This is a genomic window from Klebsiella sp. Lac1, from assembly GCF_009825425.1.
Classification (GTDB): Bacteria; Pseudomonadota; Gammaproteobacteria; order Enterobacterales; family Enterobacteriaceae; genus Klebsiella; species Klebsiella electrica.
Genome location: NZ_VJZJ01000001.1, coordinates 3049551 through 3074629, shown reverse-complemented (window position 1 = coordinate 3074629; position 25079 = coordinate 3049551). Strand labels below are relative to the sequence as shown.

Annotated in this window: 19 protein-coding genes and 1 pseudogene; 10 read left to right on the top strand and 10 right to left on the bottom strand. The window is 55.5% G+C overall.

Annotated features, from left to right (window positions below; genetic code table 11):
* Window positions 1-56: 56 nt before the first annotated feature.
* Window positions 57-1430, bottom strand: coding sequence for an exodeoxyribonuclease VII large subunit (gene xseA, locus FNY10_RS14935; protein WP_160702988.1), 1374 nt, complete (start codon window positions 1428-1430; stop codon window positions 57-59).
* A gap of 158 nt (window positions 1431-1588) precedes the next feature.
* On the opposite strand from xseA, the gene guaB reads away from it, so the two are divergent.
* Entirely contained in the window at window positions 1589-3055 is a 1467-nt protein-coding gene (guaB, locus tag FNY10_RS14930) for an IMP dehydrogenase (protein WP_100683298.1), read from the top strand.
* A gap of 65 nt (window positions 3056-3120) precedes the next feature.
* Window positions 3121-4698, top strand: a complete 1578-nt coding sequence (guaA, locus tag FNY10_RS14925) for a glutamine-hydrolyzing GMP synthase (protein WP_160702986.1) — start codon at window positions 3121-3123, stop codon at window positions 4696-4698.
* Window positions 4699-4763: 65 nt separating this feature from the next.
* Here guaA and FNY10_RS14920 read toward each other — a convergent pair whose 3' ends face one another.
* A complete protein-coding gene (locus FNY10_RS14920) occupies window positions 4764-5756 on the bottom strand; it encodes a nitrilase family protein (RefSeq protein ID WP_100683296.1) in 993 nt (330 codons plus the stop codon).
* A 94-nt stretch (window positions 5757-5850) separates the two neighbouring features.
* Here FNY10_RS14920 and FNY10_RS14915 point away from each other — a divergent pair, with 94 nt between their 5' ends.
* Complete coding sequence (locus tag FNY10_RS14915) at window positions 5851-6735, top strand: LysR family transcriptional regulator (RefSeq protein ID WP_141963978.1); 885 nt, start codon at window positions 5851-5853, stop codon at window positions 6733-6735.
* A 26-nt stretch (window positions 6736-6761) separates the two neighbouring features.
* Here the strand turns inward: FNY10_RS14915 and FNY10_RS14910 are convergent, their stop codons facing one another.
* Complete coding sequence (locus FNY10_RS14910; RefSeq protein ID WP_160702984.1) at window positions 6762-7964, bottom strand: MFS transporter; 1203 nt, start codon at window positions 7962-7964, stop codon at window positions 6762-6764.
* Between the two features lie 72 nt (window positions 7965-8036).
* Between FNY10_RS14910 and FNY10_RS14905 the strand changes: the two are divergent.
* Window positions 8037-8956, top strand: a pseudogene (locus FNY10_RS14905) (LysR family transcriptional regulator).
* Window positions 8957-8998: 42 nt separating this feature from the next.
* Here FNY10_RS14905 and FNY10_RS14900 read toward each other — a convergent pair.
* Window positions 8999-9190: a YfgG family protein gene (locus tag FNY10_RS14900; RefSeq protein WP_049268412.1), complete on the bottom strand. Its 192-nt coding sequence runs from the start codon at window positions 9188-9190 to the stop codon at window positions 8999-9001.
* Between the two features lie 352 nt (window positions 9191-9542).
* Between FNY10_RS14900 and FNY10_RS14895 the strand changes: the two genes are divergently transcribed.
* On the top strand, window positions 9543-11780 hold the full coding sequence (locus FNY10_RS14895; RefSeq protein WP_160702982.1) for an EAL domain-containing protein: 2238 nt from the start codon (window positions 9543-9545) through the stop codon (window positions 11778-11780).
* Between the two features lie 43 nt (window positions 11781-11823).
* Here the strand turns inward: FNY10_RS14895 and ppx are convergent, their stop codons facing one another.
* The 4 genes from ppx to purM form a co-directional block, all read right to left on the bottom strand.
* Entirely contained in the window at window positions 11824-13362 is a 1539-nt protein-coding gene (ppx, locus tag FNY10_RS14890; protein ID WP_100683291.1) for an exopolyphosphatase, read from the bottom strand.
* A 3-nt stretch (window positions 13363-13365) separates the two neighbouring features.
* On the bottom strand, window positions 13366-15426 hold the full coding sequence (gene ppk1, locus FNY10_RS14885) for a polyphosphate kinase 1 (RefSeq protein WP_100683290.1): 2061 nt from the start codon (window positions 15424-15426) through the stop codon (window positions 13366-13368).
* Between the two features lie 274 nt (window positions 15427-15700).
* The gene (gene purN / locus FNY10_RS14880) at window positions 15701-16342 is read right to left on the bottom strand and encodes a phosphoribosylglycinamide formyltransferase (RefSeq protein WP_100683289.1); all 642 of its coding nucleotides are present in this window, start codon (window positions 16340-16342) and stop codon (window positions 15701-15703) included.
* Window positions 16339-17376 (bottom strand): phosphoribosylformylglycinamidine cyclo-ligase, encoded by a 1038-nt coding sequence (gene purM, locus FNY10_RS14875; protein ID WP_100683288.1) that lies wholly within the window; start codon window positions 17374-17376, stop codon window positions 16339-16341. Before purM ends, purN begins: the two co-directional genes overlap by 4 nt.
* 265 nt (window positions 17377-17641) lie before the next feature.
* Here purM and bglK point away from each other — a divergent pair, with 265 nt between their 5' ends.
* From bglK to FNY10_RS14850, 5 genes are all read left to right on the top strand, one after another.
* Window positions 17642-18535: a beta-glucoside kinase BglK gene (bglK, locus tag FNY10_RS14870; protein WP_100683287.1), complete on the top strand. Its 894-nt coding sequence runs from the start codon at window positions 17642-17644 to the stop codon at window positions 18533-18535.
* A 10-nt stretch (window positions 18536-18545) separates the two neighbouring features.
* A complete protein-coding gene (locus FNY10_RS14865) occupies window positions 18546-19976 on the top strand; it encodes a 6-phospho-beta-glucosidase (RefSeq protein WP_160702980.1) in 1431 nt (476 codons plus the stop codon).
* A 183-nt stretch (window positions 19977-20159) separates the two neighbouring features.
* On the top strand, window positions 20160-20786 hold the full coding sequence (upp, locus tag FNY10_RS14860; protein WP_100683285.1) for a uracil phosphoribosyltransferase: 627 nt from the start codon (window positions 20160-20162) through the stop codon (window positions 20784-20786).
* A gap of 96 nt (window positions 20787-20882) precedes the next feature.
* The gene (gene uraA, locus FNY10_RS14855; protein ID WP_100683284.1) at window positions 20883-22172 is read left to right on the top strand and encodes a uracil permease; all 1290 of its coding nucleotides are present in this window, start codon (window positions 20883-20885) and stop codon (window positions 22170-22172) included.
* 94 nt (window positions 22173-22266) lie between these two features.
* Window positions 22267-22968, top strand: coding sequence for a DnaA inactivator Hda (locus FNY10_RS14850; RefSeq protein WP_071824600.1), 702 nt, complete (start codon window positions 22267-22269; stop codon window positions 22966-22968).
* Between the two features lie 96 nt (window positions 22969-23064).
* On the opposite strand, the gene arsC is transcribed toward FNY10_RS14850, so the two are convergent.
* Window positions 23065-23424: an arsenate reductase (glutaredoxin) gene (arsC, locus tag FNY10_RS14845; protein WP_160702978.1), complete on the bottom strand. Its 360-nt coding sequence runs from the start codon at window positions 23422-23424 to the stop codon at window positions 23065-23067.
* A 9-nt stretch (window positions 23425-23433) separates the two neighbouring features.
* A complete protein-coding gene (bepA, locus tag FNY10_RS14840) occupies window positions 23434-24897 on the bottom strand; it encodes a beta-barrel assembly-enhancing protease (RefSeq protein ID WP_160702976.1) in 1464 nt (487 codons plus the stop codon).
* Window positions 24898-25079: the final 182 nt, after the last annotated feature.

The following is a 25079-nucleotide window of genomic DNA, read 5'->3' as shown; positions in this document are numbered from 1 at the left end:
TATCCGGATGAAACCGTTTAAAAGGGTATAACAGCAGTATAGTGCGCGACGGAAATTTATGCTTTTTTACGGGCGCGAGTTTTTTTCACCGCGGTGATGGTTTTGACTTCGCTTTCGACCCAGCCATCATTTAAACGCGTGGTCAGCAGATCGCCGGCCTTCACCTGTCTGGTTTGCTTCAGCACTTTGCCATCGCTGGCTGAGGTCACGCTATAGCCGCGGGCCAGCGTTGCCAGCGGGCTGACGGCCTCCAGGTGAGTAACCGCGTTGCCGAAACGTTCGCGCTGTTCGCTCAGACGGGCATGAATATTTTCCGCCAGCCGGTATTCCAGTTGCTGAATACGCGTCTGCGCGCGGTGAATGCGCGGCTGCGGATTTTGCAGGTTCAGGCGCTGAATGACGCGCTGTTGACGCTGATCGGCGCGTTTCATCTGCGTTTCGAGTGCAAGGCGCATCCGCTCCCGTAGCCTTTCCAGCGCGGTTTGCTGGCGCACTAACCGCAGCTGCGGATGCTGTTGCTGAAGACGATGGAACAGCTGGGTAAAACGACGGTGGCGGTTGGCGATAAAATAGTCCATCGCCATCTCCAGACGCTGTTGTCCGGACTGCAGCTGGCGCAGCAGCTCCTGCTGATTGCGGCTGACAATCTCCGCGGCGGCTGAAGGCGTTGGCGCCCGCAGGTCAGAGACAAAATCGGCGATGGTGACGTCGGTTTCATGGCCGACGGCACTGACCAGCGGAATGCGGCTGGCAAAAATCGCCCGCGCTACCCGCTCATCGTTAAAGCTCCATAGATCTTCCAGCGAACCGCCGCCGCGGCCCACGATCAGCACATCACACTCCTCGCGAAGGTTGGCTAATTCTATGGCGCGAACGATTTGCCCCGGCGCGTCGTCGCCCTGAACCGACGTGGGATAGATAACCACCGGCAGCGACGGATCGCGTCTTTTCAGCACCTGCAAAATGTCGTGCAGCGCCGCGCCGCTTTTCGACGTGATGACGCCCACACAGCGCGCAGGAGAGGGGAGCGCTTGCTTATGCTGCTGGTCGAAAAGGCCTTCCGCCGCCAGCAGCGCTTTTAGCTGTTCATATTTTTGCTGCAACAGCCCTTCGCCGGCAGGCTGCATGCTCTCGACGATAATCTGGTAGTCGCCGCGCGGTTCATACAGCGTGATATTGGCTCGCACCAGTACCTGCTGTCCGTGCTGCGGACGAAAAGTGACCCGCCGGTTGCTGTTGCGAAACATCGCGCAGCGCACCTGGGCGTTATCGTCTTTGAGGGTGAAGTACCAGTGGCCGGAAGACGGCTGGCTGAAGTTAGAGATCTCGCCGCTGATCCAGACCTGGCCCATTTCCTGTTCCAGCAGCAGGCGAACCGTCTGATTCAGGCGGCTGACCGTGAAAATTGCAGGGGATTGAGATGGCAACATGTGAGCAAGATCAAATTTTAAATCAGCAGGTTATTCAGTCGATAGTAACCTGCTGATAGACGATCGCAAGTATTATTTTCAAAAAAGGGTAGATGCAATCGGTTACGCTCTGTATAATGCCACGGCAATATTTATCCACCCTGGTCGAGATATTGCCCATGCTACGTATCGCTAAAGAAGCTCTGACGTTTGACGACGTCCTCCTCGTTCCCGCTCATTCTACCGTTCTGCCGAATACTGCCGATCTCAGCACCCAGCTGACGAAAACCATTCGTCTGAATATTCCTATGCTCTCCGCAGCCATGGATACCGTAACAGAAGCGCGCCTGGCAATTGCCCTGGCACAGGAAGGTGGCATTGGCTTTATTCACAAAAACATGTCCATCGAGCGCCAGGCGGAAGAAGTTCGCCGCGTGAAGAAACATGAGTCCGGCGTGGTTTCCGACCCGCAGACCGTATTGCCTACAACCACCCTGCGCGAAGTAAAAGTGCTGACCGAGCGTAACGGCTTTGCTGGCTATCCGGTAGTGACCGAAGACAACGAACTGGTCGGTATCATCACCGGTCGCGACGTCCGCTTCGTGACCGACCTGAACCAGCCTGTCAGCGTTTATATGACGCCGAAAGAGCGTCTGGTCACCGTACGCGAAGGCGAAGCCCGTGAAGTTGTGTTTGCCAAAATGCATGAAAAACGCGTTGAAAAAGCGCTGGTTGTTGATGCTGGCTTCCATCTGCGCGGCATGATTACCGTTAAAGATTTCCAGAAAGCGGAACGTAAACCGAATGCGTGTAAAGATGAGCAGGGTCGTCTGCGCGTCGGTGCTGCGGTTGGCGCAGGCGCGGGCAACGAAGAGCGCGTTGATGCGCTGGTTGCTGCAGGCGTTGACGTGCTGCTGATCGACTCCTCCCACGGCCATTCCGAAGGCGTACTGCAGCGCATTCGTGAAACCCGCGCTAAATATCCTGACCTGCAAATCATCGGCGGCAACGTGGCGACCGGCGCTGGCGCACGTGCCCTGGCGGAAGCGGGCGTGAGCGCGGTGAAAGTAGGTATCGGCCCGGGTTCTATCTGTACTACCCGTATTGTTACCGGCGTAGGTGTTCCGCAGATCACCGCTGTTTCTGACGCGGTGGAAGCGCTGGAAGGCACCGGCATTCCGGTTATCGCCGATGGCGGTATCCGTTTCTCCGGCGATATCGCCAAAGCGATCGCTGCCGGCGCGGCGGCGGTGATGGTCGGTTCCATGCTGGCGGGTACCGAAGAGTCCCCGGGTGAAATCGAGCTCTACCAGGGCCGTTCTTACAAATCCTATCGTGGTATGGGTTCTCTGGGCGCGATGTCCAAAGGCTCCTCCGACCGTTACTTCCAGAGCGACAACGCCGCGGACAAACTGGTGCCGGAAGGTATCGAAGGCCGCGTTGCTTATAAAGGCCGCCTGAAAGAGATCATCCACCAGCAGATGGGCGGCCTGCGCTCCTGCATGGGGCTGACCGGTTGTGGTACCATCGACACCCTGCGTACTAAAGCGGAATTCGTGCGTATCAGCGGCGCGGGCATCCAGGAAAGCCACGTTCACGACGTGACGATCACCAAGGAATCCCCGAACTACCGCATGGGCTCCTGATTTTCATCGCCCGGTCATGCGCCGGGCGATTTTATTTAATCGCTACTGCTCTGGAATAAACGTCAATGACGGATAACATTCATAAACATCGCATTCTCATCCTGGACTTCGGTTCTCAGTACACCCAGTTGGTTGCGCGTCGCGTACGTGAATTAGGGGTTTATTGCGAGCTGTGGGCCTGGGATGTTACGGAAGCTCAGATTCGTGAGTTCAATCCTAGCGGCATCATTCTTTCAGGCGGCCCGGAAAGCACCACTGAACATAACAGCCCGCGCGCGCCGCAGTATGTTTTCGAAGCCGGTGTACCGGTATTTGGCGTTTGCTATGGCATGCAGACCATGGCAATGCAGCTGGGCGGCCACGTAGAAGGTTCTAATGAGCGCGAGTTCGGCTATGCGCAGGTTGAAGTTGTTACCGATAGCGCGCTGGTGCGTGGTATTGAAGACTCCCTGACTGCTGAAGGCAAACCACTGCTGGATGTGTGGATGAGCCACGGCGACAAAGTCACCGCGATCCCGTCTGACTTCGTGACCGTTGCCAGCACCGAAAGCTGCCCGTTTGCCATTATGGCGAACGAAGAAAAACGCTTCTACGGCGTGCAGTTCCACCCGGAAGTGACCCACACCCGTCAGGGTATGCGTATGCTGGAACGCTTCGTGCGTGATATCTGCCAGTGCGAAGCCCTGTGGACGCCGGCAAAAATCATCGACGATGCCGTTGAGCGTATCCGTAAGCAGGTTGGCGATGACAAAGTGATCCTCGGCCTGTCCGGCGGCGTGGACTCCTCCGTGACCGCGATGCTGCTGCACCGCGCGATCGGTAAAAACCTGACCTGCGTATTCGTGGACAATGGTCTGCTGCGTCTGAACGAAGCCCAGCAGGTGATGGACATGTTCGGTGACCACTTCGGTCTGAACATCGTTCACGTGGAAGGCGAGAAACGCTTCCTGGACGCGCTGGCGGGCGAGAACGATCCGGAAGCTAAACGTAAAATCATCGGTCGTGTATTCGTCGAAGTGTTCGACGAAGAAGCGCTGAAGCTGGAAGACGTTAAATGGCTGGCGCAGGGGACTATCTACCCGGACGTGATCGAGTCTGCTGCATCCGCAACCGGTAAAGCGCACGTCATCAAATCTCACCACAACGTCGGCGGCCTGCCGAAAGAGATGAAGATGGGGCTGGTTGAACCGCTGCGTGAGCTGTTTAAAGACGAAGTGCGTAAGATTGGTCTGGAGCTGGGTCTGCCGTACGACATGCTGTACCGTCATCCGTTCCCGGGACCGGGTCTTGGCGTGCGCGTACTGGGCGAAGTGAAGAAAGAGTACTGCGACCTGCTGCGTCGTGCGGATGCTATCTTCATCGAAGAGCTGCATAAAGCCGATCTGTACAACAAAGTGAGCCAGGCGTTCACCGTGTTCCTGCCGGTCCGCTCTGTCGGCGTGATGGGCGATGGCCGTAAGTATGACTGGGTGGTCTCCCTGCGTGCGGTCGAAACCATCGACTTTATGACCGCCCACTGGGCGCACCTGCCGTATGACTTCCTTGGCCGCGTTTCCAACCGCATCATCAACGAAGTGAACGGTATCTCCCGCGTGGTGTATGACATCAGCGGCAAGCCGCCGGCTACCATCGAGTGGGAATAACTCCCCGGCGTTGTTAAACGAAGCCCTCTGTTTTTACAGAGGGCTTTTTCGTTTATGCCGCCGGATTAATGCTGAGTTTTATCGCTGAACTGCGGCACTTCCGTGGAGAAACGCGCGCTGCGGGCATCGCGTTCATAACCCTGATTCTGGCTCAGGATCGCATAGAGGTCGGGGCGTCTGCCGTGGATCCAGCGTCGGCCTGTGGACATGGCCAGCAGGCTTAAATCCAGCGTGGCGCAGACCAGGGTGTCTTCAAACGCATCGGTCTCTGCAATAATGCGGCCATAGGGATCGATAATCATCGCATTTCCGCTACGCACTTCCCCGTTGTCCAGCCCGACGCCATTGCTGAATAAGATAAACATCCCGTTATCATGCGCTCTTGAGGGCAGCCAGCGGAGCAACCATTCCCGACCGTTACGGCCCTGGAATGCGGCTTTCAGCGCGTCAGGATCCTGATACCGTTTCTCCCAAAGAGCTACGGGGATGGGCTGCATACCGAACGGGCTGCGGGAGTTGGTGCCGCCGGTTTGATGAGGAGCCAGCAGAATATCCGCGCCCAGCAGCGCGGTAGCCCGAGCATTTTCTGTCAGGTTATTGTCCCAGCAGATCAGAACGCCAACTTTCACTCCCCACGGCGTATCGAAGACGGTGAAGCTATTCCCCTGGTCTATCGCCGGATGTTCAAAGGCGTGCAGCTTGCGGTGAATATGCCTCTGGCCATCCGGCATACAAACGACGTAGGTGTTATACAGGCGATCGTCACTCGCTCTTTCAATCAGCCCTACGCCAATCGCCATCTCATAACTTTGCGCCAGGCGGGCAATTCTCGCCAGGGAAGGGCTGTCGTCAATGCGCTCGGCCAGCGAGCCTACCTCCTCGGCACTGAGATCGATAACGTGCCAGTAGCCGGTAATGCACATTTCGGGAAAGGCCAGAATGCGGGTCCCTTCGCCGGCTGCCTGATGAATAAAGCGTTCCATAATGCCCAGGTTATAGGACTTATCATTAGCGCGGTGGCAGAACTGTACCGTAGCCACCTGGAGTTCGTTGTTCATAGGTCTCTTCTCGTTGCGAAAAACTGAGCTCATTACGCCAGCAGAGACACCGGATGTATAATCACGCTTTCTCCGCGTTTGATAAGGGACGGGAATGGACATCAGATTAATACGGGCGTTCGTCACTCTGGCCCAGCTGCGACGCTACCATGCGGCGGCGGAGCGGCTTTGTTTGACCCAACCAGCGTTGACGAAACAAATCCAGACCCTGGAACATATGACGGGCATGACCCTTTTTCAGCGGGGGCGGCAGGGCGCTCAGCTGACTGCGGCGGGGGAGGCTATCTATTCTCAGGCCTGTCATTTTGTCGAGCAGCATGACCAGTTTTGTGCCTGGACGGAGCAGGTCCGGCGCGGGAACGTCGGCACACTGGCGCTGGGGTTCGGCATCTCAACCTTCCAGATGGCCCCGACGCAAGTTAAAGCCTTTCGTCAGCAGTTTCCCGATGTTGACGTCTCCCTCAACGATATCGCTTCCCACGAGCAGTATCGAATGCTGCTGGAGGGGCAACTGCATGCCGGGTTTGTGCGGATGCCAGTTCCGGACGCGCTGGAAGCGCAGGCGCTAATGGAAGAGAACCTGGTGCTTGCTGTGCCCGCAGGCGCAACGGAGGCGTTCCCGGATATCGCCTCCGTGCTCCGACAGTTCCCGCTGCTGCAAATTAACCCAAAGCGTGGGCGCGGGTTGGCAGAGCAAACGGCGCTTTTCCTGCAAATCAACCACCTTACCGCTGATATCGTGGCCGATGCTGATGATATTCATACGCTGCTGGCGCTGGTTGCCGGCGGAAATGGTGTTGCGCTGCTTCCTGCCGGCGCATGTCATCTGCTGCCGGCAGGCATAAAGCTCATTACCATGACGGGGGAGGGCGCGCGATGGCAGGTCGGTCTTGCCTGGAACCCTCAGATGGCGGACGCCGTCCGCGATCGTTTTATCGCGATGGTCTGTCGGAAAAACGTGGCGATACCTCCCCGCTAAGGAGCGTGCAGGTATCGCCACGAAGCTCAGGAATCAATGGCTGCCGGCATCGCCTCGGGTGGCCGACGGGGCTGGCCCCGGGCAATGGCCAGCGCCAGCGCGGCGACCACCAGCGTCAGCGCAGCGGAAAAACCTAAGCTCCCCTGAACTCCAAATTGCTGATTTAACCACGCGTAGGCAAACGGCGAGGCGGCAGCCAGCAGCTGGGCGGGGATCAACATGATACCGGTGAGCCTGGCGTACTCCTCGGCGGCAAAAAGCTCTAGCGGTAGCGTGGCCTTAAACACCGTCGTTAACCCATTGATGGCGCCATAGCCCAGCACAAATCCGCCGGCTGCCCAGAGGAGATAAGGCCCGCTCAGGCCGAGGGCGAAACAGACCGGCATCAGCAACGTGGTCAGCAGCGTAAGGCGAAGCGGCGTGAGCACCGAACCCGAGGCGACCTCCAGAAAGCGGGCGCCAGTCTGGCCAATGCCCCAAAGCATCCCCGCCGCCACCGGCAGACCGTAGTGGGCGATAAATTCCGGCAAGTGGGTGGAGGTTCCGTTAGAAACAAATGTCACCAGCGCGATCAGCGCCGCATACAACAGAGCAACCTGTCTCTGCTGGTGGGAAGCGGGCCGGTGCGCTTCTGGCCGTATCGCCGCGGGTCGCCTGGCGTTCGGCATTCGCCAGAGCAGCAGCGCGCTGAACAGGCCCAGCAGGCCATAAACCAGCAACGCTTCTCGCCAGCTCATCAGCGTCAGCAAAAATGCGCCCAGTGGCCAGAACAGAACGGAAGCCAGGCCACCAGCCAGCGTCACGCGGGAAATAGTGCGTCTTGCCTGCTGACCGTACAGATTCACCAGCGCGGCGAGCAGCGTATCATACAGCGCCAGACGCATTCCGATACCGGTAAGTAGCCAGGCGCCCAGCCAACCGGAGAGAGTAGGTGCAGCCGCCATGATGAAAAATCCTGCGGCGATCGCCAGCGTGCCGCTGACCACAACTCGCTGGCCGCCAAATCGGGCCAGCAGGCGGGCGACAAACGGGGAGAGCAGCGCCATTATCAACATGGCGAGCGTCAGGCCGAGGTAGATTTGCGTCGCTGGCCAGCCGGTGTCGTGCTCGATAGCCCGGGCAAAAGTGCCTGGCATATAAAATGAAATTCCCCAGTTAATCAGCTGATTACATCCAGCGGCAAGCGTCATCATGCTGGACGCGGCGCGTCTGTTTTCCATATTTTTCATCGTATCTCAGTCTGTTATGCAGTTGTCGGCAGCATAACCTGCGCGCTATTGTGCAGGCAGACTCGTTGGTTTATGACCCTTATAAGAGAAACTTTGAGATGACGACGCTTAATCTGGGAAATCTGGCGACTTTTCGGCTGGTGGTACAGCGGGGGAGCTTCTCGGCTGCTGCGGATGTCCTGGGGCTATCGCAGCCAGCGGTCAGTCTGCAGGTCCGTCAGCTGGAGCAGTTTCTGCAGACCCGGCTGATTGAGCGGACCGGACGAGGGATTAAAGCGACGGCGGCCGGTATGGCCCTGCTGGCTCACGGTGACAATATTGAGCGAGCGGTCAGCGCGGCGGTGCAGTCGGTGAGCGAGTTTAATCGCGAAATCAGCGGCGCGATAACGCTCGGAACGGGGGCCACGGCCTGTATCCATCTCTTACCGCCGGTCTTACAGCAGCTGCGGCAGGCGCATCCGTTGCTGACGGTCGGGGTGACGACCGGAAATACGGTGGATATTGTGCGCGCCGTGGAGGAGAACCGGCTCGATCTCGGACTGGTCACCCTTCCGGCGTATGGGCGCAGTCTGGCAATAGCTCCGCTGGTGGAGGAGGAGTTTGTGTCTGTTTTTGCCTGTGGGCAGGATGCGCTGCCGCTGGAACTGACGCCGGAGGTGCTGCAGGCGCTGCCGCTGATTGCTTTTGAGGCCGGGAGCGGAACCCGGGAGCTGATTGATGGCTGGTTTCGCGCTTGCGGGCGGGATATTTCGCCGATAATGCAGTTGGGCAGCATTGAGGCCATCAAGCGCATGGTGCGTGCCGGGCTGGGATACAGCATTGTTCCACGTATGGCGGTGGCGCATCATGACGATCGGCAAGGGTTACGCGTTCAATCGCTGACGCCAGTACTCCACCGTCAGTTGGGGGTCGTGATGCGTCAGGATAAAATTCTCAGCAAAGGGATCGGCGAAATGCTGCGCCTGCTGCGGGAGGTGCAGTTTACCGTTTAAAGCAATGTTGTACCGTACTGGCTGGCACCGTAATGTGCTGGCTTATTCCCGCGGCGTGGTATCAACCGGGAGCGTCGATTGCTGGGACTCGATCTTGTCCTGATGATGATACCAGGCGCCAATAGAAGAGTAGACAAAGCGTCCAAAAAAGAAAATAAAGCTGATAAGCAGTACGATACGGGTCATGCGACGGTTAAATCGATGTCGTTTACGCATACTGGGTGCCTGACTCACAAAAGGTTCCTTGAGATATACCCACAACCGGGGCGATAAGGGTATTAAGGCACAGGAATGCGGCAGGGTCAATTGATGAGGATGGAAAAATCCGCCGTTCAAACATTACTTAATGTAATATAAGATAATTATCGCATTCACATCTTTTTTCTTTCATTCGCTCAGACGCATAAAAATAAGCTTTATTAATCATAGCTAAAGGGTTTGTTGATTTATATCAACAGCCTGTGTGTGCTGATAACTAAAATCTCTTGCCTGTTCCGTGTAAGTATTCCTTATGCGGCTAAGATGGTTGGGTTGGATGCCTGCCTGAATATACCCTGCGGGAATTTGGGTTATCTGTAGAGCATCAATGAACATAATTAAACAATACAGACAGTATCGGGATAAATGGTGGGCGCTTCCGCTGATCTTACCCCTGCTTTTACTGCCTCTGGCACGAGGCGCAAATACTTACGCGGAGCTAAACGGTAATGAAGTTTCGCTTTACTATTTGCCGTTGGCGCTGGTCCAGAGTCTTATGCTGTTTTTTGATGTGGCAGCGTTGCCCGGCATTATTGTTGGTCTGCTGTGCACCGTGGCCCGGGGAATGAACCTGTGGGAATCGATTGAGGTCATTTTCCACTTTCTTATCCCGGCCGTATTATACTGGGGCGGCTATCGGATTTTTGTGCCGCGCCGACAGCATGTTTACCACGGTAGTGTGAGTCTGATGCCATATCGTCTGTTCTGGCAAATGCTGCTGCCCTCACTCATTTTCCTCGTGCTTTCTCAGGTTGCCGAGTATCTTGGCATGCACCCGCGGACGACGGGACTGACCGGGATCGATCCGCTAAGTTTGCGCTCACTAATTACGTTTCAGGCCTTGATGGTGGGGGGGCTGACCGGGGTTCCGCTGTGCTATTTGTTGATACGTATGCTACGCAATCCCTTTTATCTGCGGAGTTTTGTCTCACAGACAAAATTACAGGTTGATCCCAAAATTAAATGGGGTGAATTTGTTTTATGGTCGCTGTCATTGTTAATATTATTAGTATTATTATTAATACCACTGAATGGTCTGAGTACGATATTTAGCACAAACTATACATTATCATTACTTATGCCGGTTATGTTGTGGGGGGCGATGCGCTTCGGTTATCGCTGTATCGCAATAATCTGGACGCCGGTTTTAATCATTATTATTCACTTTCATTATCGTTATTTGCCCTTTGCTCCGGGATATGACAATCAGCTGGCCATTACCTCTTCGAGCTATCTGGTGTTCTCTTTTGTTATTGCCTGTATGGCCATGCTGGCGACCCAGCAGCGCCTGATTTATGCCAGGGTACGGCGGATGGCTTTTCTCGATCCGGTTGTTCATATGCCCAATTTACGGGCGTTGACCCGGTCGCTGGATGGTTCAAGGTGGTCGGTGCTGTGCTTTTTGCGTATTCCGGAGCTGGAATTGCTGGGGCGCCATTATGGCGTTATGCTGCGCATTCAATATAAGCAAAAGCTGGCTGAACACCTGGCCGACTTACTGCAGCCGGACGAGGCCGTTCATCATCTGGCCGGACACGATCTGGTACTCCGTCTGAACAGCAGCAATCATAAGCCGCGTATTGCCGCACTGGATGAACGTATCCGACAGTTTCGCTTTATCTGGGATGGAATGCCTCTGCAGCCTGCGGTAGGGATAAGTTACTGCAGCGTTCGCTCACCGGTGAAGCATCTCTATTTGCTTTTAGGCGAGCTGAATAATATTGCTGATATGTCCCTGACCAGCGGCCAGCCAGAAAATATGCAGCGTCGCGGCGCTATACATATCCAGCATGGCTTACGGGATAAAGTGGTGATGATAAATCAGATCCAGCAGGCGCTGGAGCAAAACCATTTTTGCCTGATGGCGCAACCGATCGTCGGTATTCGCGGTGACAACTATTATGAAGTTCTGCTGCGAATGACGGGAGATGACGGGAAGATCATTTACCCGGATAAGTTCCTCCCGTTGGCGCACGAGTTTGGCCTGTCATCACGTATTGACCTGTGGGTGCTGGAACATACGCTCGCCTTTATGAACCAGCAGCGGAAAATTTTACCCGGGCTGCGGCTGGCGGTTAATCTTTCGCCGGTCTCCGTCAGCAGGAGCCCGTTCCCCGGCGAAGTGGAACGGCTGCTGGCGCAGTATCATGTTGAACCGTGGCAGTTACTGTTTGAGTTAACGGAAAACCATGCGCTCAACAATCCTGAACAGGCCCGGCAAACGTTGGCGCATTTGCAGACGCTGGGATGTCGGGTGGCCATCGATGACTTTGGTACCGGCTACGCCAGCTATGCCCGTCTTAAAAGCCTGAATGTCGATCTGCTGAAAATTGACGGCAGCTTTATCCGCAACCTGCACTCCAGCAGTCTTGATTATCAGGTCGTGGCATCGATTTGCCATCTGGCGCGGATGAAAAATATGCAGGTGGTGGCGGAGTGCGTGGAAACGCCGGAGATTCGGCAGGCGGCGCTGTCATTGGGGATTGATTATCTGCAGGGGTATGAAATTGGTCTGCCGGTTCCACTGGCGTCTCTGGCGACGGCGGCAACGGCTAAAGCGAGCTAACGGGGGAGAAAACAGGCCGGGTGAGGTTAACCCGGCCTCGGGACTAGTTTTTGCTGTCCGGCCCTTCTTCGGTGATTTTCAACAGCCAGTCAGGAACGCCTTCCCAGTACTGCTGCTCTTTTTCCAGATCGAGCAGCACCAGCGCATTTTGGCTGAACCAGTCGTGCGGAAAGACCAGCGTCCAGTGACTGGCTTCGGTCTTCAGCTTGAGCGTTGGCGGCGTGGTGGTCGCCTGACGCTGGTTATTCAACAAAATACCCAGGCGTAAAAGCTGAATGAGCGGCAGGAACTGCTTTTTCTTAAACAGCGTAAAGCGGGGCAAATCGTCCAGTTTTATCGCTTTACGATGATAGCGAACCAGCGTCGCCATCAGCATTTGCTGCTCCTGATTGAAGCCAGGCAAATCGCTGTTTTGTAGAATATAAGCTGAGTGACGGTGCATTCCGCTGTGGTTAATATTCAGCCCCACTTCGTGGAGCATCACCGCCCATTTCAGCAATGCCGACAGGTTCGGGTTGTCCAGTTTGGGGTTCTGTTCCTGCCACTGTTCGAACATATGGGTCGTGGTTTCCAGTACCCGACGCGCCTGCTCGCGGTCAATATTGTACTGGTTTGCCAGGCTTTGCGCGGTGCGGCTGCGAATATCCTGATGGCGAAAACGTCCTTCCATCTCATACAGCACGCCTTCGCGCAGCGCGCCATCGGACAGGCGCAGCTCTTTGATCGCCAGCGCGTCGAAAACGCCGCAGAGGATAGCCAGACCCGGAGCAAACACCGCTTTGCGTTCTTCCGACAGACCCGGCAGGCTGAGCGCGTCAAAGTTTTTATACTTCAACACTTCACTCACCAGCATTTCCAGGCGCTCCGGAGTGATAAAACCGTCTTTCTCACCCATGGCGATCAGCACTTCCTGTGCCGCTTTGATGGTGCCGGATGCGCCCAGCGCCACATTCCAGCCCTGGATGCGGAACTGCCACGCCAGCGTTTCCAGTTTCTGCACGGCCGACAGGCGCGCGCGCTGGAAATTCTCTTTATTGATGGTGCCGCCAGGGAAATAGATCTGCGAGAAGCTGACGCAGCCCATACGACGGCTCTCAACCAGACGCGGTTCGAAATCCTCGCCGATCACCAGCTCCGTCGATCCCCCGCCGATATCGATGACCAGCTTACGGCCCCGTTCCGGCTGCGTATGTTCGACGCCCATAAAAATCAGCCGCGCTTCTTCGTTACCGGAGATTATCTCTATCGGATAGGGCATCACCTGTTCCGCGCGCTTAAGAAATTCCGCGGCGTTGGTGGCCTGGCGTAAGGTGTGTGTCCCGACGATGCAGACGCTGGAGGGAGAAAAACCCTGCAGGCGTTCGGCAAACAGCGACAGGCAGTTCAGCCCGCGGGCGATCGCCTCTTCGCTGAGCACGGAATTTTCATCCAGTCCATCGGCTAGGTGAACCCGCTGTTTCAGGCGACCGATGATCTGCATGGCTCCGTCGACGACACGGGCGATCACCATATGAAAACTGTTTGAACCAAGGTCGACCGCAGCGAACTCCTGCGGACGAGGGGTTTTTTCGTTTATTGGCATAGGTTAGTCGGGTTGTTCGAGTGATTTGAGATAGTCGTAGATCGCCAGCTGTGCACGCACTTTACGGCGATTGCCGCGCGGTACATAGCGATTACTCAGTTCTTTATCAAGATAGCGTGCTTTGACCGTATCGTTGAATAAGAGATCAAAAATATCCAGTACGCGCTGTTTTAAACGTGGATCCAGCAGCGGCACGGCGACCTCAATACGGTAGTCAATATTGCGCGTCATCCAGTCAGCAGAGGAGAGCCAAACCTGTTTATCACCGCCGTTTTCGAAAACATAGACACGATCGTGCTCAAGGAAACGGTCGACGATACTGATGACGCGAATGTTTTCACTGATCCCTTCCAGCCCAGGAATCAGAGAGCACATGCCACGAATCAACAGGTTAACGGGAACCCCGGAACTAGACGCGGCATACAGTCGGTCCACCAGGCCTTTATCGACCAGGTTATTCAGCTTCAGCGTGATGCCGGAAGGCTGGCCATTCTGGGCGTTGGCGATTTCTCTGTCGATCATCTCATACAGCAGGCGGCGCGAGTTCTGCGGCGAAACCAGCAGGTAATCGAAGCTCACCGGGCGGTATGGGTTTTCGATAAAGTTAAAGACGCGGCGCACTTCATTGGTGATACGCGCATCTGCCGTCAGCAGCGAATAGTCGGTGTACAGACGGGCGGTTTTTTCGTTGAAGTTACCGGTCCCGATATGCGCGTAGCGGACGACTTCTTCACCCTCTTTACGCGAGATCAGGAACAGCTTGGCGTGAATTTTCAGCCCCGGTGCCGAGAAGATAACGTGTACGCCCGCTTCGGTCAGACGTTTGGCCCAGTGAATGTTGGCCTCTTCGTCGAAACGCGCCTGCAGTTCCACAACGACGGTGACTTTCTTACCGTTGTGGGCGGCATGAATCATGGCGTCAATAATGCGCGAATCTTTGGCTACACGGTAGATATTGATTTTGATAGCCAGCACGCTCGGGTCGAAAGAGGCCTGACGCAGTAATTCCAGCACGTGTTCAAAGGTATGGTACGGATAGTAAAGCAACACGTCGCGTTCGCGAATAGCGTCAAATCCGTTGCGGAATTTATCAAACCACAGGTGACGCAGGCGCGGCATTGGCTTGTTGACCAGATTGGCTTTGCCCACATTCGGGAAGCCGATAAAGTCTTTAAAATTGTGGTAGCGGCCGCCTGGCAGCATGGAGTCATAGTTGGAGATAGAGAGCTTATCACGCAACATTTCAACCATCGCATCCGGCATATCGCGCTGATAGACAAAACGCACGGGCTCTGCGGTCAGACGCTGTTTCAGACTGGAGGACATGAGCTCCATCAGGCTCGATTCCATCTCGTGCACCAAATCATATTCAGCGTCACGGGTCATCTTCATCGAATAAGCGTTGAGCGCGTCGTAATCGAAGAAACCTTTAAAGATATCATCCAGACAATAGCGTAGGATATTATCAAGAAGAATCATTGGCTTGCGTCGGCGTGGGGCTTCCGGCGGCAGGTTAACAAAACGCGGAACTTTATCTGACGGAATTTCCAGCAGGGAATAATTGATGGTTTCACCGCGGATAATCTCAACGGCCAGATAGGTGTAATCATCTTTCAGGAATTGCACCAGATCCGTTTCGCGATTAATCAGGATTGGCGTAATGTGCTGGCGAAGATACGTCTTAAAGTAATTACGCAGCCAGGACTGCTGATTGACGGATAGCTGGCGTTCATTAATCAGGAAAATCTGATTACGCGCCATTTCCAGCAGCAGCTCATTATACAGGCTGTCAAATTCCTGATCGGCCTTCAATACGCGGGCCTGAATTTTGCCTAACAAATGGCGAGAATGGGCGGTACTGCCTTGTTCTTCGCTAATTATGATGCGGCGCTTAAGTTCAGCGAAGCGCACTTTATAAAATTCATCGAGGTTGTTGGAGTAGATGCCCAAAAAGCGCATGCGCTCAATCAGTGGGTTACTTTTATCCGCGGCTTCCTGAAGCACGCGTTCGTTAAAGGACAACCAGCTGAGTTCTTTCTCGATATATAGCTTTTCCTGGCCCATTACAACTCACACTCCGGTTGATTGATGTTGCTTTTTCATTATGGCGAGCTTTGCCATTGAATGTCCAACTATGTCAAAGAAGTATGACAGTTTTCTTTCAATATGCTGTGAACAAAAACGATGGCGAGCGAGTGCCGGTTTTGTGTACAAAACAAGGCTGTTCCTGAATATAAACGGGGCAAAAATCATCTCTGATTTGAACAACATAGGGGGAAAGCGGCAGGCGGTGCATCGATAAAATACGCCTCTGGCGGAGAGCCGGAGGCGCTGATGATTATTCTTCAGCCGCATGGCCCTGTGGCGGCAGAGGGACGTTATCAAGCCAGGCCACATTCCCTTCCATGCGCAAACGGCCGTCCAGAAACCAGCTCACCACCAGCGGGTAGATGGCATGTTCCTGAGTCTGCACGCGAGCGGTAATCTCGTCTTCGCTATCCCCGGCAAAAACCGGCACCTTGGCCTGCAGAATTACCGGACCGCCGTCGAGCTCATCGGTGACGAAATGCACCGATGTACCGTGCTCCTCATCACCGTTTTCCAGTACCTGGCGATGGGTATGCAGCCCCGGGTATTTTGGCAACAGCGACGGGTGGATATTCAGCAGACGCCCCTGATAATGGGCGACAAACGCCGGGCTAAGGATCCGCATGTAGCCTGCCAGCACCACCAGATCCGGCGCATAAGCATCGATCTCATGCATCAGTTCGCGATCGAAAGCTTCGCGATTGGCGAACTGGCTGGCCGACAACGCATGGGCCGGAATACCGGCCTCACGCGCGCGTTCAAGGCCGAACGCGTCGGCCTTATTGCTGAATACCGCTCTCAGGGTGCCGTTAATCTGCTTTCGGCCGCAGGCATCAATTATCGCCTGCAAATTGCTTCCGTTACCGGAAATCAGCACCACTATGTTTTTCATTCAATGACCACACGCTGTTCGGAATCAGAAGCTTTGATATAGCCGATTTTCCACGCGTTTTCACCTTTCTCGTTCAGCAGCGCGATAGCGCTGTCGGCGACGTCTGCCGGCAGGGCGATAACCATGCCGACGCCGCAGTTAAAGGTACGGTACATTTCATGGCTGCTGACGTTACCGGCCTGCTGCAACCAGTTGAAGACTTCCGGCCATTGCCAGGAGGACTCGTCGATGACTGCCTGGGTGTTGTCCGGCAGCACGCGCGGAATGTTTTCCCAGAAGCCGCCGCCGGTCAGGTGGGCGATCGCGTGAACTTCAACGTTAGCAATCAGGTCCAGCACCGACTTAACGTAGATGCGGGTCGGCGCCAGCAGATGGTCGGCCAGTGGCGAACCGTTCAGATCGGTCGTCTGCGGATCGACGCCGCTGACTTCGATAATTTTACGCACCAGCGAGTAGCCGTTGGAATGCGGGCCGCTGGAGGCCAGCGCGACCAGCACGTCGCCATCGGCAACTTTGCTGCCATCGATAATTTCTGATTTTTCTACTACGCCGACGCAAAAGCCCGCGACGTCATAGTCTTCGCCGTGGTACATGCCCGGCATTTCCGCCGTTTCGCCGCCAACCAGCGCGCAGCCGGACTGCAGGCAGCCTTCGGCGATGCCGCTGATCACGCTGGCTGCCGTATCGACATCCAGTTTACCGGTCGCATAATAGTCGAGGAAAAACAGGGGTTCTGCACCCTGGACCACCAGGTCGTTGACGCACATCGCCACCAGGTCAATACCGATAGTATCGTGGCGTTTCAGGTCCATTGCCAGACGCAGCTTGGTGCCGACGCCGTCAGTGCCGGAAACCAGAACCGGCTCGCGGTATTTTTGCGGCAATGCGCACAGTGCGCCGAATCCGCCCAGTCCACCCATCACTTCCGGGCGGCGGGTTTTCTTCACCACACCCTTGATACGGTCGACGAGCGCGTTGCCTGCATCAATATCTACGCCGGCATCTTTATAGCTGAGAGAGGTTTTATCGGTCACTGCGAAATCTCCACACATTTGCGGTAGCAAGAAAAATCGGCGCAATTCTAACAGGGAAAGCAAACGTTTGCGAGCCTGCTTTGCAGTCGGCGTGAATCGGCAGCGATATGAACAAATTTGAACCGGTTCACGAAAATGGAACCGGGTACATTCTTGTACTTGCCTCAGACATCGGGAATAGCCATCATGCCTATGAAACCGGTTTCTTTTTTTATTCAGGAGAGCCGAAGGTAGATTCCGCGGGGATTCAGGGGGAAGAGACGGGATGAACATTGCCGCATTTGATATCGGCGGAACGGCGTTAAAAATGGGCGTCAGCACCGCTGCGGGCGAACTGCTTAAAAAAGATAAGCAGTCGATAAGTGACAGCGACGGCGACCAGATACTACAGGCGATGCTGGCATGGATTGCCGCTCACCCGGAGTGCGAAGGTGTGGCGATCGGCGCGCCAGGCTATGTCAACCCGCACACCGGCTTTATTGAAATGGGCGGCGCAATCCGTAAGTTCGATAATTTCGCGATTAAACACTGGCTGGAGCAACAGACCGGGCTACCCGTCGCCATCGAAAACGATGCGAACTGCGTTCTGCTCGCCGAGCGCTGGCAGGGTAAAGCGGCCGACATGAGCGACTTTCTGGTTCTGACGATCGGCACCGGCATTGGCGGCGCGATTTTTTGTCACAACCAGCTGGTGCATGGCGCGCGTTTTCGCGCGGGCGAATTTGGCTATATGCAGACCGAACGCCCAGGCGCTCGCGATGTCCGCCGCTATTCAATGAATGAAAACAGCACGATGCGCGTCTTGCGGCACCGCTATGCCGGGCATGTCGGTAAATCGCCGGAAGCGGTAACCGGCGAAGAGATCTTCGATCGCTACGAGGCGGGCGACGCGGTCTGCCAGCGGCTGGTGGCTGACTTTTTCAACGGTCTCGGTACCGGTCTGTACAACCTGGTGAACATTTTTGATCCGCAGGCCATTTTCATCGGCGGCGGCATTGTCGAACGACCGGGCTTTTTGCCGAAGTTGCGTGAACATCTTGCCTGGTTCGGTATCGCCGACTATCTCGACGCCGTCAGTCACGGCAACGATGCCGGTTTGCTGGGGGCGGTTTACCATTTTAATCAGCAAAATCGATCGCTTAGCGGCGATTGCTCATAAGGAAGAGAACATGTCTGGATTTAAAGAAGGTTTTCTGTGGGGCGGCGCGGTAGCGGCGCATCAGCTGGAAGGCGGTTGGCAGGAAGGCGGTAAAGGCGTCAGCGTGGCCGATGTGATGACCGCCGGCGCGCACGGCGTGCCGCGTGAAATCACCCATGGCGTACTGCCGGGGAAAAATTATCCCAACCATGAGGCGATTGATTTTTACCACCGCTATAAAGAAGACATTCAGCTGTTTGCCGAAATGGGTTTTAAATGCTTCCGCACTTCGATTGCCTGGACACGTATCTTCCCGCTGGGTGATGAGTCTGAGCCTAATGAAGCGGGGCTCCAGTTCTATGGCGACCTGTTTGATGAATGCCTGAAGTACGGCATTGAACCGGTGATTACGCTCTCTCACTTCGAGATGCCTTACCATCTGGTGACCGGGTATGGCGGCTGGCGTAACCGTAAGCTGATCGACTTCTTCGTCCGCTTTGCGAAAGTGGTGTTCGATCGCTATCAGCACAAAGTGAAGTACTGGATGACCTTTAATGAGATCAATAACCAGGCTAACTTCCACGAAGATTTTGCCCCGTTCACCAACTCCGGTCTGAAGTATCTGCCGGATGAAGATCGCGAGCCGGTGATGTATCAGGCGGCGCACTATGAGCTGGTGGCCAGCGCCCTGGCGGTAAAAGCCGCCCGCGAGATTAATCCCTCGCTGCAGGTGGGTTGCATGATTGCCATGTGTCCGATTTATCCGTTCTCCTGCGCCCCGAACGATGTGATGATGGCAATGAACGCCATGCATCGCCGTTACTGGTTTACCGACGTTCACGTCCGTGGCAAGTACCCGCAGCATCTGCTGAACTACTTTGCGCGTCGCGGTTTCGAGTTGGATATCACTGAAGAAGACCGTCAGGCGCTGACCGAAGGCTGCGTCGACTATATTGGCTTTAGCTACTATATGTCGTTTGCGACGAAAGCGACCGATGATAATCCGCTGCTGGATTATGACGAGACGAAGAGCCTGGTCTCCAACCCGTACGTGCAGAAGTCAGACTGGGGCTGGCAGATTGACCCGGTTGGCCTGCGCTACTCTCTGAACTGGTTCTGGGATCATTACCAGCTGCCGCTGTTTATTGTGGAGAATGGCTTTGGGGCCATCGACGTGCGCGAAGCTGACGGCACGGTGGACGATCGCTACCGTATCGATTATCTCTCCGCGCATATTGCCGAGATGAAAAAAGCGGTGGTTGAGGACGGCGTTGACCTGATGGGCTATACCCCATGGGGATGTATCGACCTCGTTTCCGCCGGTACCGGTGAAATGAAAAAACGCTACGGCTTTATCTACGTTGATAAAGATAATGAAGGCAACGGAGGGCTGGATCGCAGCCGGAAGCGCTCCTTCTCCTGGTATCAACAGGTTATCAGCAGCAACGGCGAAACGTTGTAAAACGCCCCTCAGGCTTCGTACCACCCCGCCCGTGCGGGGTTTTTTTATTTTGATTTATACTGGCTCAGGCAGCGCAAAGCATTTTGGTTGATCCCGGTCAAACATATCGGCTATGGCGCAAATGGAAAAAAGCGGTATAATCCCGCGATTTTTTTTGTGGCTGCCCCTCAGAGGAGAAAGAGAATGAAGATTGTGGAAGTGAAACACCCGCTCGTCAAACACAAGCTGGGCCTGATGCGTGAGCACGACATCAGCACCAAACGCTTCCGTGAACTTGCCTCTGAGGTAGGTAGCTTACTGACGTATGAAGCCACTGCCGATCTGGAGACAGAGAAAGTCACCATCGAAGGCTGGAATGGCCCGGTAGAAATCGAGCAGATCAAAGGGAAGAAAATCACCGTTGTGCCGATTCTGCGCGCCGGTCTGGGGATGATGGAAGGGGTTCTGGAGCACGTACCGAGCGCGCGTATCAGCGTGGTGGGGATCTATCGTGACGAAGAGACGCTGGCGCCGGTGCCTTATTTCCAGAAGCTGGTGTCGAATATCGATGAGCGCATGGCGCTGGTGGTTGACCCGATGCTGGCAACCGGTGGTTCGATGATCGCCACCATCGACCTGCTGAAAAAAGCGGGCTGTTCCAGCATTAAGGTGCTGGTTCTGGTGGCGGCGCCGGAAGGGATTGCCGCGCTGGAGAAAGCGCATCCGGATGTTGAGATGTATACCGCATCCATTGACCAGGGCCTCAACGAGCACGGATACATTATTCCGGGGCTCGGCGATGCTGGCGATAAGATTTTTGGTACCAAGTGATTGCATCGATAATAAGAAGCCGACTTTAAGAGTCGGCTTTTTTTTGAATAAAACAAACTCACAGCAACTAATAAACGACTCTTAGAGGAAAACGCTATGACGCGCCGCGCAATCGGGGTGAGTGAAAGACCGCCGCTTTTACAGACTATCCCACTGAGTTTGCAGCATCTGTTCGCTATGTTTGGCGCAACGGTTCTGGTGCCCGTTCTGTTTCATATCAACCCGGCTACCGTTCTGCTGTTTAACGGCATTGGGACATTGCTGTACCTTTTCATCTGTAAGGGCAAAATCCCGGCCTATCTCGGATCGAGTTTCGCGTTTATCTCCCCGGTTCTGCTGCTGCTGCCGTTGGGGTATGAAGTGGCGCTGGGTGGCTTCATTATGTGCGGCGCTCTGTTCTGCATCGTCTCCTTTATTGTCAAAAAAGCCGGCACCGGCTGGCTGGACGTGATGTTCCCGCCGGCGGCCATGGGGGCCATTGTCGCGGTTATCGGTCTCGAACTGGCGGGCGTCGCGGCGAATATGGCCGGTTTGCTACCAGCCGACGGGCAATCGCCGGATAGCAAAACCATCATTATTTCGATGGTGACGCTGGCGGTGACGGTCTTCGGTTCGGTGCTGTTTCGCGGTTTCCTCGCTATTATCCCGATTCTGATTGGCGTGCTGGTGGGCTACGCGCTCTCCTTTGTGATGGGCGTTGTCGACACCACGCCGATTGCCGAGGCGCACTGGTTTGCCCTGCCGACGTTCTACACGCCGCGCTTTGAGTGGTTTGCGATTTTCACCATTCTGCCTGCCGCGCTGGTGGTGATTGCCGAGCACGTCGGCCACCTGGTGGTAACGGCGAATATCGTTAAAAAAGATCTGATCCGCGATCCGGGGCTGCATCGTTCGATGTTTGCTAACGGCCTGTCGACGATGATCTCTGGCTTCTTTGGCTCGACGCCCAACACCACGTACGGTGAGAATATCGGCGTCATGGCGATCACCCGCGTCTACAGCACCTGGGTTATCGGCGGGGCGGCGATTATCGCCATTCTGCTCTCCTGCGTCGGCAAGCTGGCGGCGGCGATTCAGATAATCCCGCTGCCGGTAATGGGCGGCGTTTCGCTGCTGCTGTACGGCGTGATTGGTGCCTCCGGGATTCGCGTGCTGATCGAATCGAAAGTGGACTATAACAAGGCGCAGAATTTGATTCTGACCTCCGTGATCCTGATCATTGGCGTCAGCGGCGCGAAAGTACACATTGGCGCGGCGGAGCTGAAAGGCATGGCGCTGGCGACAATTGTCGGCGTGGGCCTGAGCCTGATTTTCAAACTGATCGGCGTCCTGCGCCCGGAAGAGGTTGTGCTGGATGCGGCCGACAGTACAGAAGTAAAACATTGATCCGACAACCGGGCGGCGATCCCGCCCGGTTCTCTCAAGGCATACTTCGTGATAAACTCTCCGCGTTTTTCTGTAAGCCTATGATGAGGTCCATCTGAACGCACCGGCACAGCTCTCTCTGCCACTGTATCTTCCCGATGATGAAACTTTCGCAAGTTTTTGGCCGGGTGATAATCCTTCTCTTCTTGCTGCCTTACAGAATGTGTTGCGGCAGGAACATAGCGGATACATCTATATCTGGTCACGCGAAGGGGCGGGGCGCAGTCACTTGTTACATGCCGCCTGTGCGGAGCTTTCCCAGCGCGGCGACGCGGTGGGCTATGTTCCACTGGATAAGCGTACGTGGTTTGTACCGGAAGTGCTCGACGGGATGGAGCAGCTTTCGCTGGTCTGTATTGACAATATCGAGTGCGTGGCCGGCGACGAGCCGTGGGAAATGGCCATTTTCAACCTCTATAACCGGATCCTCGAATCGGGTAAAACGCGTTTGCTGATTACCGGCGATTGCCCGCCGCGCCAGCTGAATCTCGGGTTGCCGGATCTGGCGTCGCGCCTCGACTGGGGGCAAATCTACAAGCTACAGCCGCTGTCGGATGAAGATAAGCTGCAGGCGCTACAGCTGCGCGCGCGCCTGCGGGGTTTTGAGATGCCGGAAGACGTCTGTCGTTTCTTGCTCAAGCGGTTAGATCGTGAAATGCGCTCGCTGTTTATGACCCTCGATCAGCTCGATCATGCGTCGATCACCGCGCAGCGTAAATTGACCATTCCTTTCGTCAAAGAGATCCTCAAACTCTAGCCGGGCTGGATCTCTGCTATCGCCCCCAATCCGCGACCCTCGCGTGAAGAGGTCACTCGCTGCGCCATCACGACAAACCGCGATGGCGCATCGGCATCAGTTGACGATTTCCAGAACCTGCTCCGGCGGTCGGCCGATCCGCGCCTGGCCATGGCTGACGACGATCGGGCGCTCCATCAGCTTCGGGTTATCGACGATGGCCTGAATCAGCGCGTCCTCGCTAAGCTGCGGGTCGGCGAGCTGCAGGGTTTTATACAGCTCCTCTTTCTGACGCATCAGTTCGCGGGCGCTGGCCATGCCGAGCATTTTCAACAGCTGGCGCAGGGTGTCTGCATCCGGCGACGTCTCCAGATAGAGTACGACGTCAGGATCGATACCGTTAGCTTTCAACAGGCTTAAGGTGTCGCGGCTCTTGGAGCAGCGGGGATTGTGATAGATTTTTACCGCGTCGGACATGTCGTCTCCTTACATTTTTTGATACGGGCGGAATCGTTCCTGCAGCTGGCGCAGCTGGTCGATACGCGCGTCGTAGCGCGCCTGCTGCAAACTGCCCAGTTTCACCTGCGAACTGGCGCTGCTCAGCAGAGTAATCGCCTGATCGAGCTGGCCGACCAGCGCCATACCTTCTGCGCGTGCCGCCAGCTCCTGGTCACGATGGCCGAGCGCGGCTTCAGCCTGCGCCAGCAGATCCCAACCGTTGCTGTCATCTTTGTCGCTAAAGGTATACCGGTTGAGGATTTTCGCCGCTTCCGCCGCTTGCCCGCCCTGTAAATATGCGTTGGCAAGGTTCAGCTGCAGAACCGGGTTGGTGCGAATTTCGCGGGCATTTTTCAGGCGGTTAATCGCATCGGCCGTTTTCTTCTGTCCGAGATCGATATCGGTTGCCAGGTCGAGATACCACGCGTTCTGCGGATCGGCGCTCAGCAGAGGCTGCAGCGTTTTGCGCGCCAGATCGTAATTATTGCTTTCCATGGCCAGCAGCGCTCGCCCGTACTGGGAGGCGTGTTGTTCGCGGATATTGCCTTTCGCCCACGCGTTCAGCAGATCATCGCCAAGCTTATTTTCCCCGGAGTTATACATTCCCAGGGTTCTGGCCTTGGCGAGGTAAAAATCGGCGGAAGACTGGACAACCACAGGACGCATCTGGTTCGCGCGGTTGCGGGCGTCAGACAGACGGCTCTCCGGCAGGGGGTGAGTCAGCAGCATTTCCGGCGGACGGGTCGAGTAGCGCGACTCGTCGAGCAGTTTCCCCATAAAGGCCGGCATCGCCTGCGGATCAAAGCCGGAGCGCTGCAGCACCTGAATCCCGATGCGGTCAGCCTCTTCTTCGTTTTGACGGGTAAAACTGATCATCCCCTGCTGGGTCCCCGCCAGCGTACCGGTGAGCGCCGCCATACCGGCCTGCGGGCTGGCCATCGCCAGCAGAATCGAGCCCAGCGCACCGACCCAGGTCAGCGGGGCGTTGCGTTTTTGATCTTCCATCGCCCGCGCGAGGTGGCGCTGCGTCACGTGGGAGATTTCGTGCGCCATGACCGACGCCAGTTCGCTTTCGGTATCGGAATAGCGGAACAGAGCGGAGTGCAGCACGACATTGCCGCCAAAGAAAGCAAAGGCGTTAATCTGGTCGTTATTAATCAGATAAAAGTGAAAAGGGGTACGAACAGAGTTAGCGTGCGCGACCAGACGCATACCTAATCCATTAATATATTGCACCAGCAGAGGGTCGTTGATGAGCGGTGCGCTACCGCGTAGCTGACGCACATAGTAGTCCCCCATCTGCATTTCCTGGCCAATAGAGAGCGTGCTTCCCGCAGAGGTTCCCATATCGGGCAGGGTATCTGCGGAGTCAGCAAAAGCAGGCAAAATTGAACCCAGCGTCAGCGACGCTATGACGGTTGCCACCAGCGTTTTCTTTAACTGCCTGAACATAACCTCTGTCCTGTAATGTGGGTGTGCCAGTTTGACCGGTTGGGCGGCGTAATGTTCCATTTCCGCGCGTCATGCGAGTTTAGCTGGCGTTGAGGCTATTGAAAATATGATATTCACGCCAGGGGGAATGTTTGTGGCTTTGCTAATAAAAGCGAAGTCTTTCCGGTGACATTTAGATACAA

Excerpts from the sequence above, each read along its gene's own strand:
- bepA (WP_160702976.1), bottom strand. The coding sequence starts at position 24,897 with ATGTTCAGGCAGTTAAAGAAAACGCTGGTGGCAACCGTCATAGCGTCG.
- ppx (WP_100683291.1), bottom strand. The coding sequence starts at position 13,362 with ATGCCAATAAACGAAAAAACCCCTCGTCCGCAGGAGTTCGCTGCGGTC.
- FNY10_RS14910 (WP_160702984.1), bottom strand. The coding sequence starts at position 7,964 with ATGAAAAATATGGAAAACAGACGCGCCGCGTCCAGCATGATGACGCTT.
- purN (WP_100683289.1), bottom strand. The coding sequence starts at position 16,342 with ATGAAAAACATAGTGGTGCTGATTTCCGGTAACGGAAGCAATTTGCAG.
- arsC (WP_160702978.1), bottom strand. The coding sequence starts at position 23,424 with ATGTCCGACGCGGTAAAAATCTATCACAATCCCCGCTGCTCCAAGAGC.
- uraA (WP_100683284.1), top strand. The coding sequence starts at position 20,883 with ATGACGCGCCGCGCAATCGGGGTGAGTGAAAGACCGCCGCTTTTACAG.
- upp (WP_100683285.1), top strand. The coding sequence starts at position 20,160 with ATGAAGATTGTGGAAGTGAAACACCCGCTCGTCAAACACAAGCTGGGC.
- xseA (WP_160702988.1), bottom strand. The coding sequence starts at position 1,430 with ATGTTGCCATCTCAATCCCCTGCAATTTTCACGGTCAGCCGCCTGAAT.
- guaB (WP_100683298.1), top strand. The coding sequence starts at position 1,589 with ATGCTACGTATCGCTAAAGAAGCTCTGACGTTTGACGACGTCCTCCTC.
- FNY10_RS14865 (WP_160702980.1), top strand. The coding sequence starts at position 18,546 with ATGTCTGGATTTAAAGAAGGTTTTCTGTGGGGCGGCGCGGTAGCGGCG.
- bglK (WP_100683287.1), top strand. The coding sequence starts at position 17,642 with ATGAACATTGCCGCATTTGATATCGGCGGAACGGCGTTAAAAATGGGC.
- FNY10_RS14920 (WP_100683296.1), bottom strand. The coding sequence starts at position 5,756 with ATGAACAACGAACTCCAGGTGGCTACGGTACAGTTCTGCCACCGCGCT.
- FNY10_RS14915 (WP_141963978.1), top strand. The coding sequence starts at position 5,851 with ATGGACATCAGATTAATACGGGCGTTCGTCACTCTGGCCCAGCTGCGA.
- FNY10_RS14895 (WP_160702982.1), top strand. The coding sequence starts at position 9,543 with ATGAACATAATTAAACAATACAGACAGTATCGGGATAAATGGTGGGCG.
- guaA (WP_160702986.1), top strand. The coding sequence starts at position 3,121 with ATGACGGATAACATTCATAAACATCGCATTCTCATCCTGGACTTCGGT.
- ppk1 (WP_100683290.1), bottom strand. The coding sequence starts at position 15,426 with ATGGGCCAGGAAAAGCTATATATCGAGAAAGAACTCAGCTGGTTGTCC.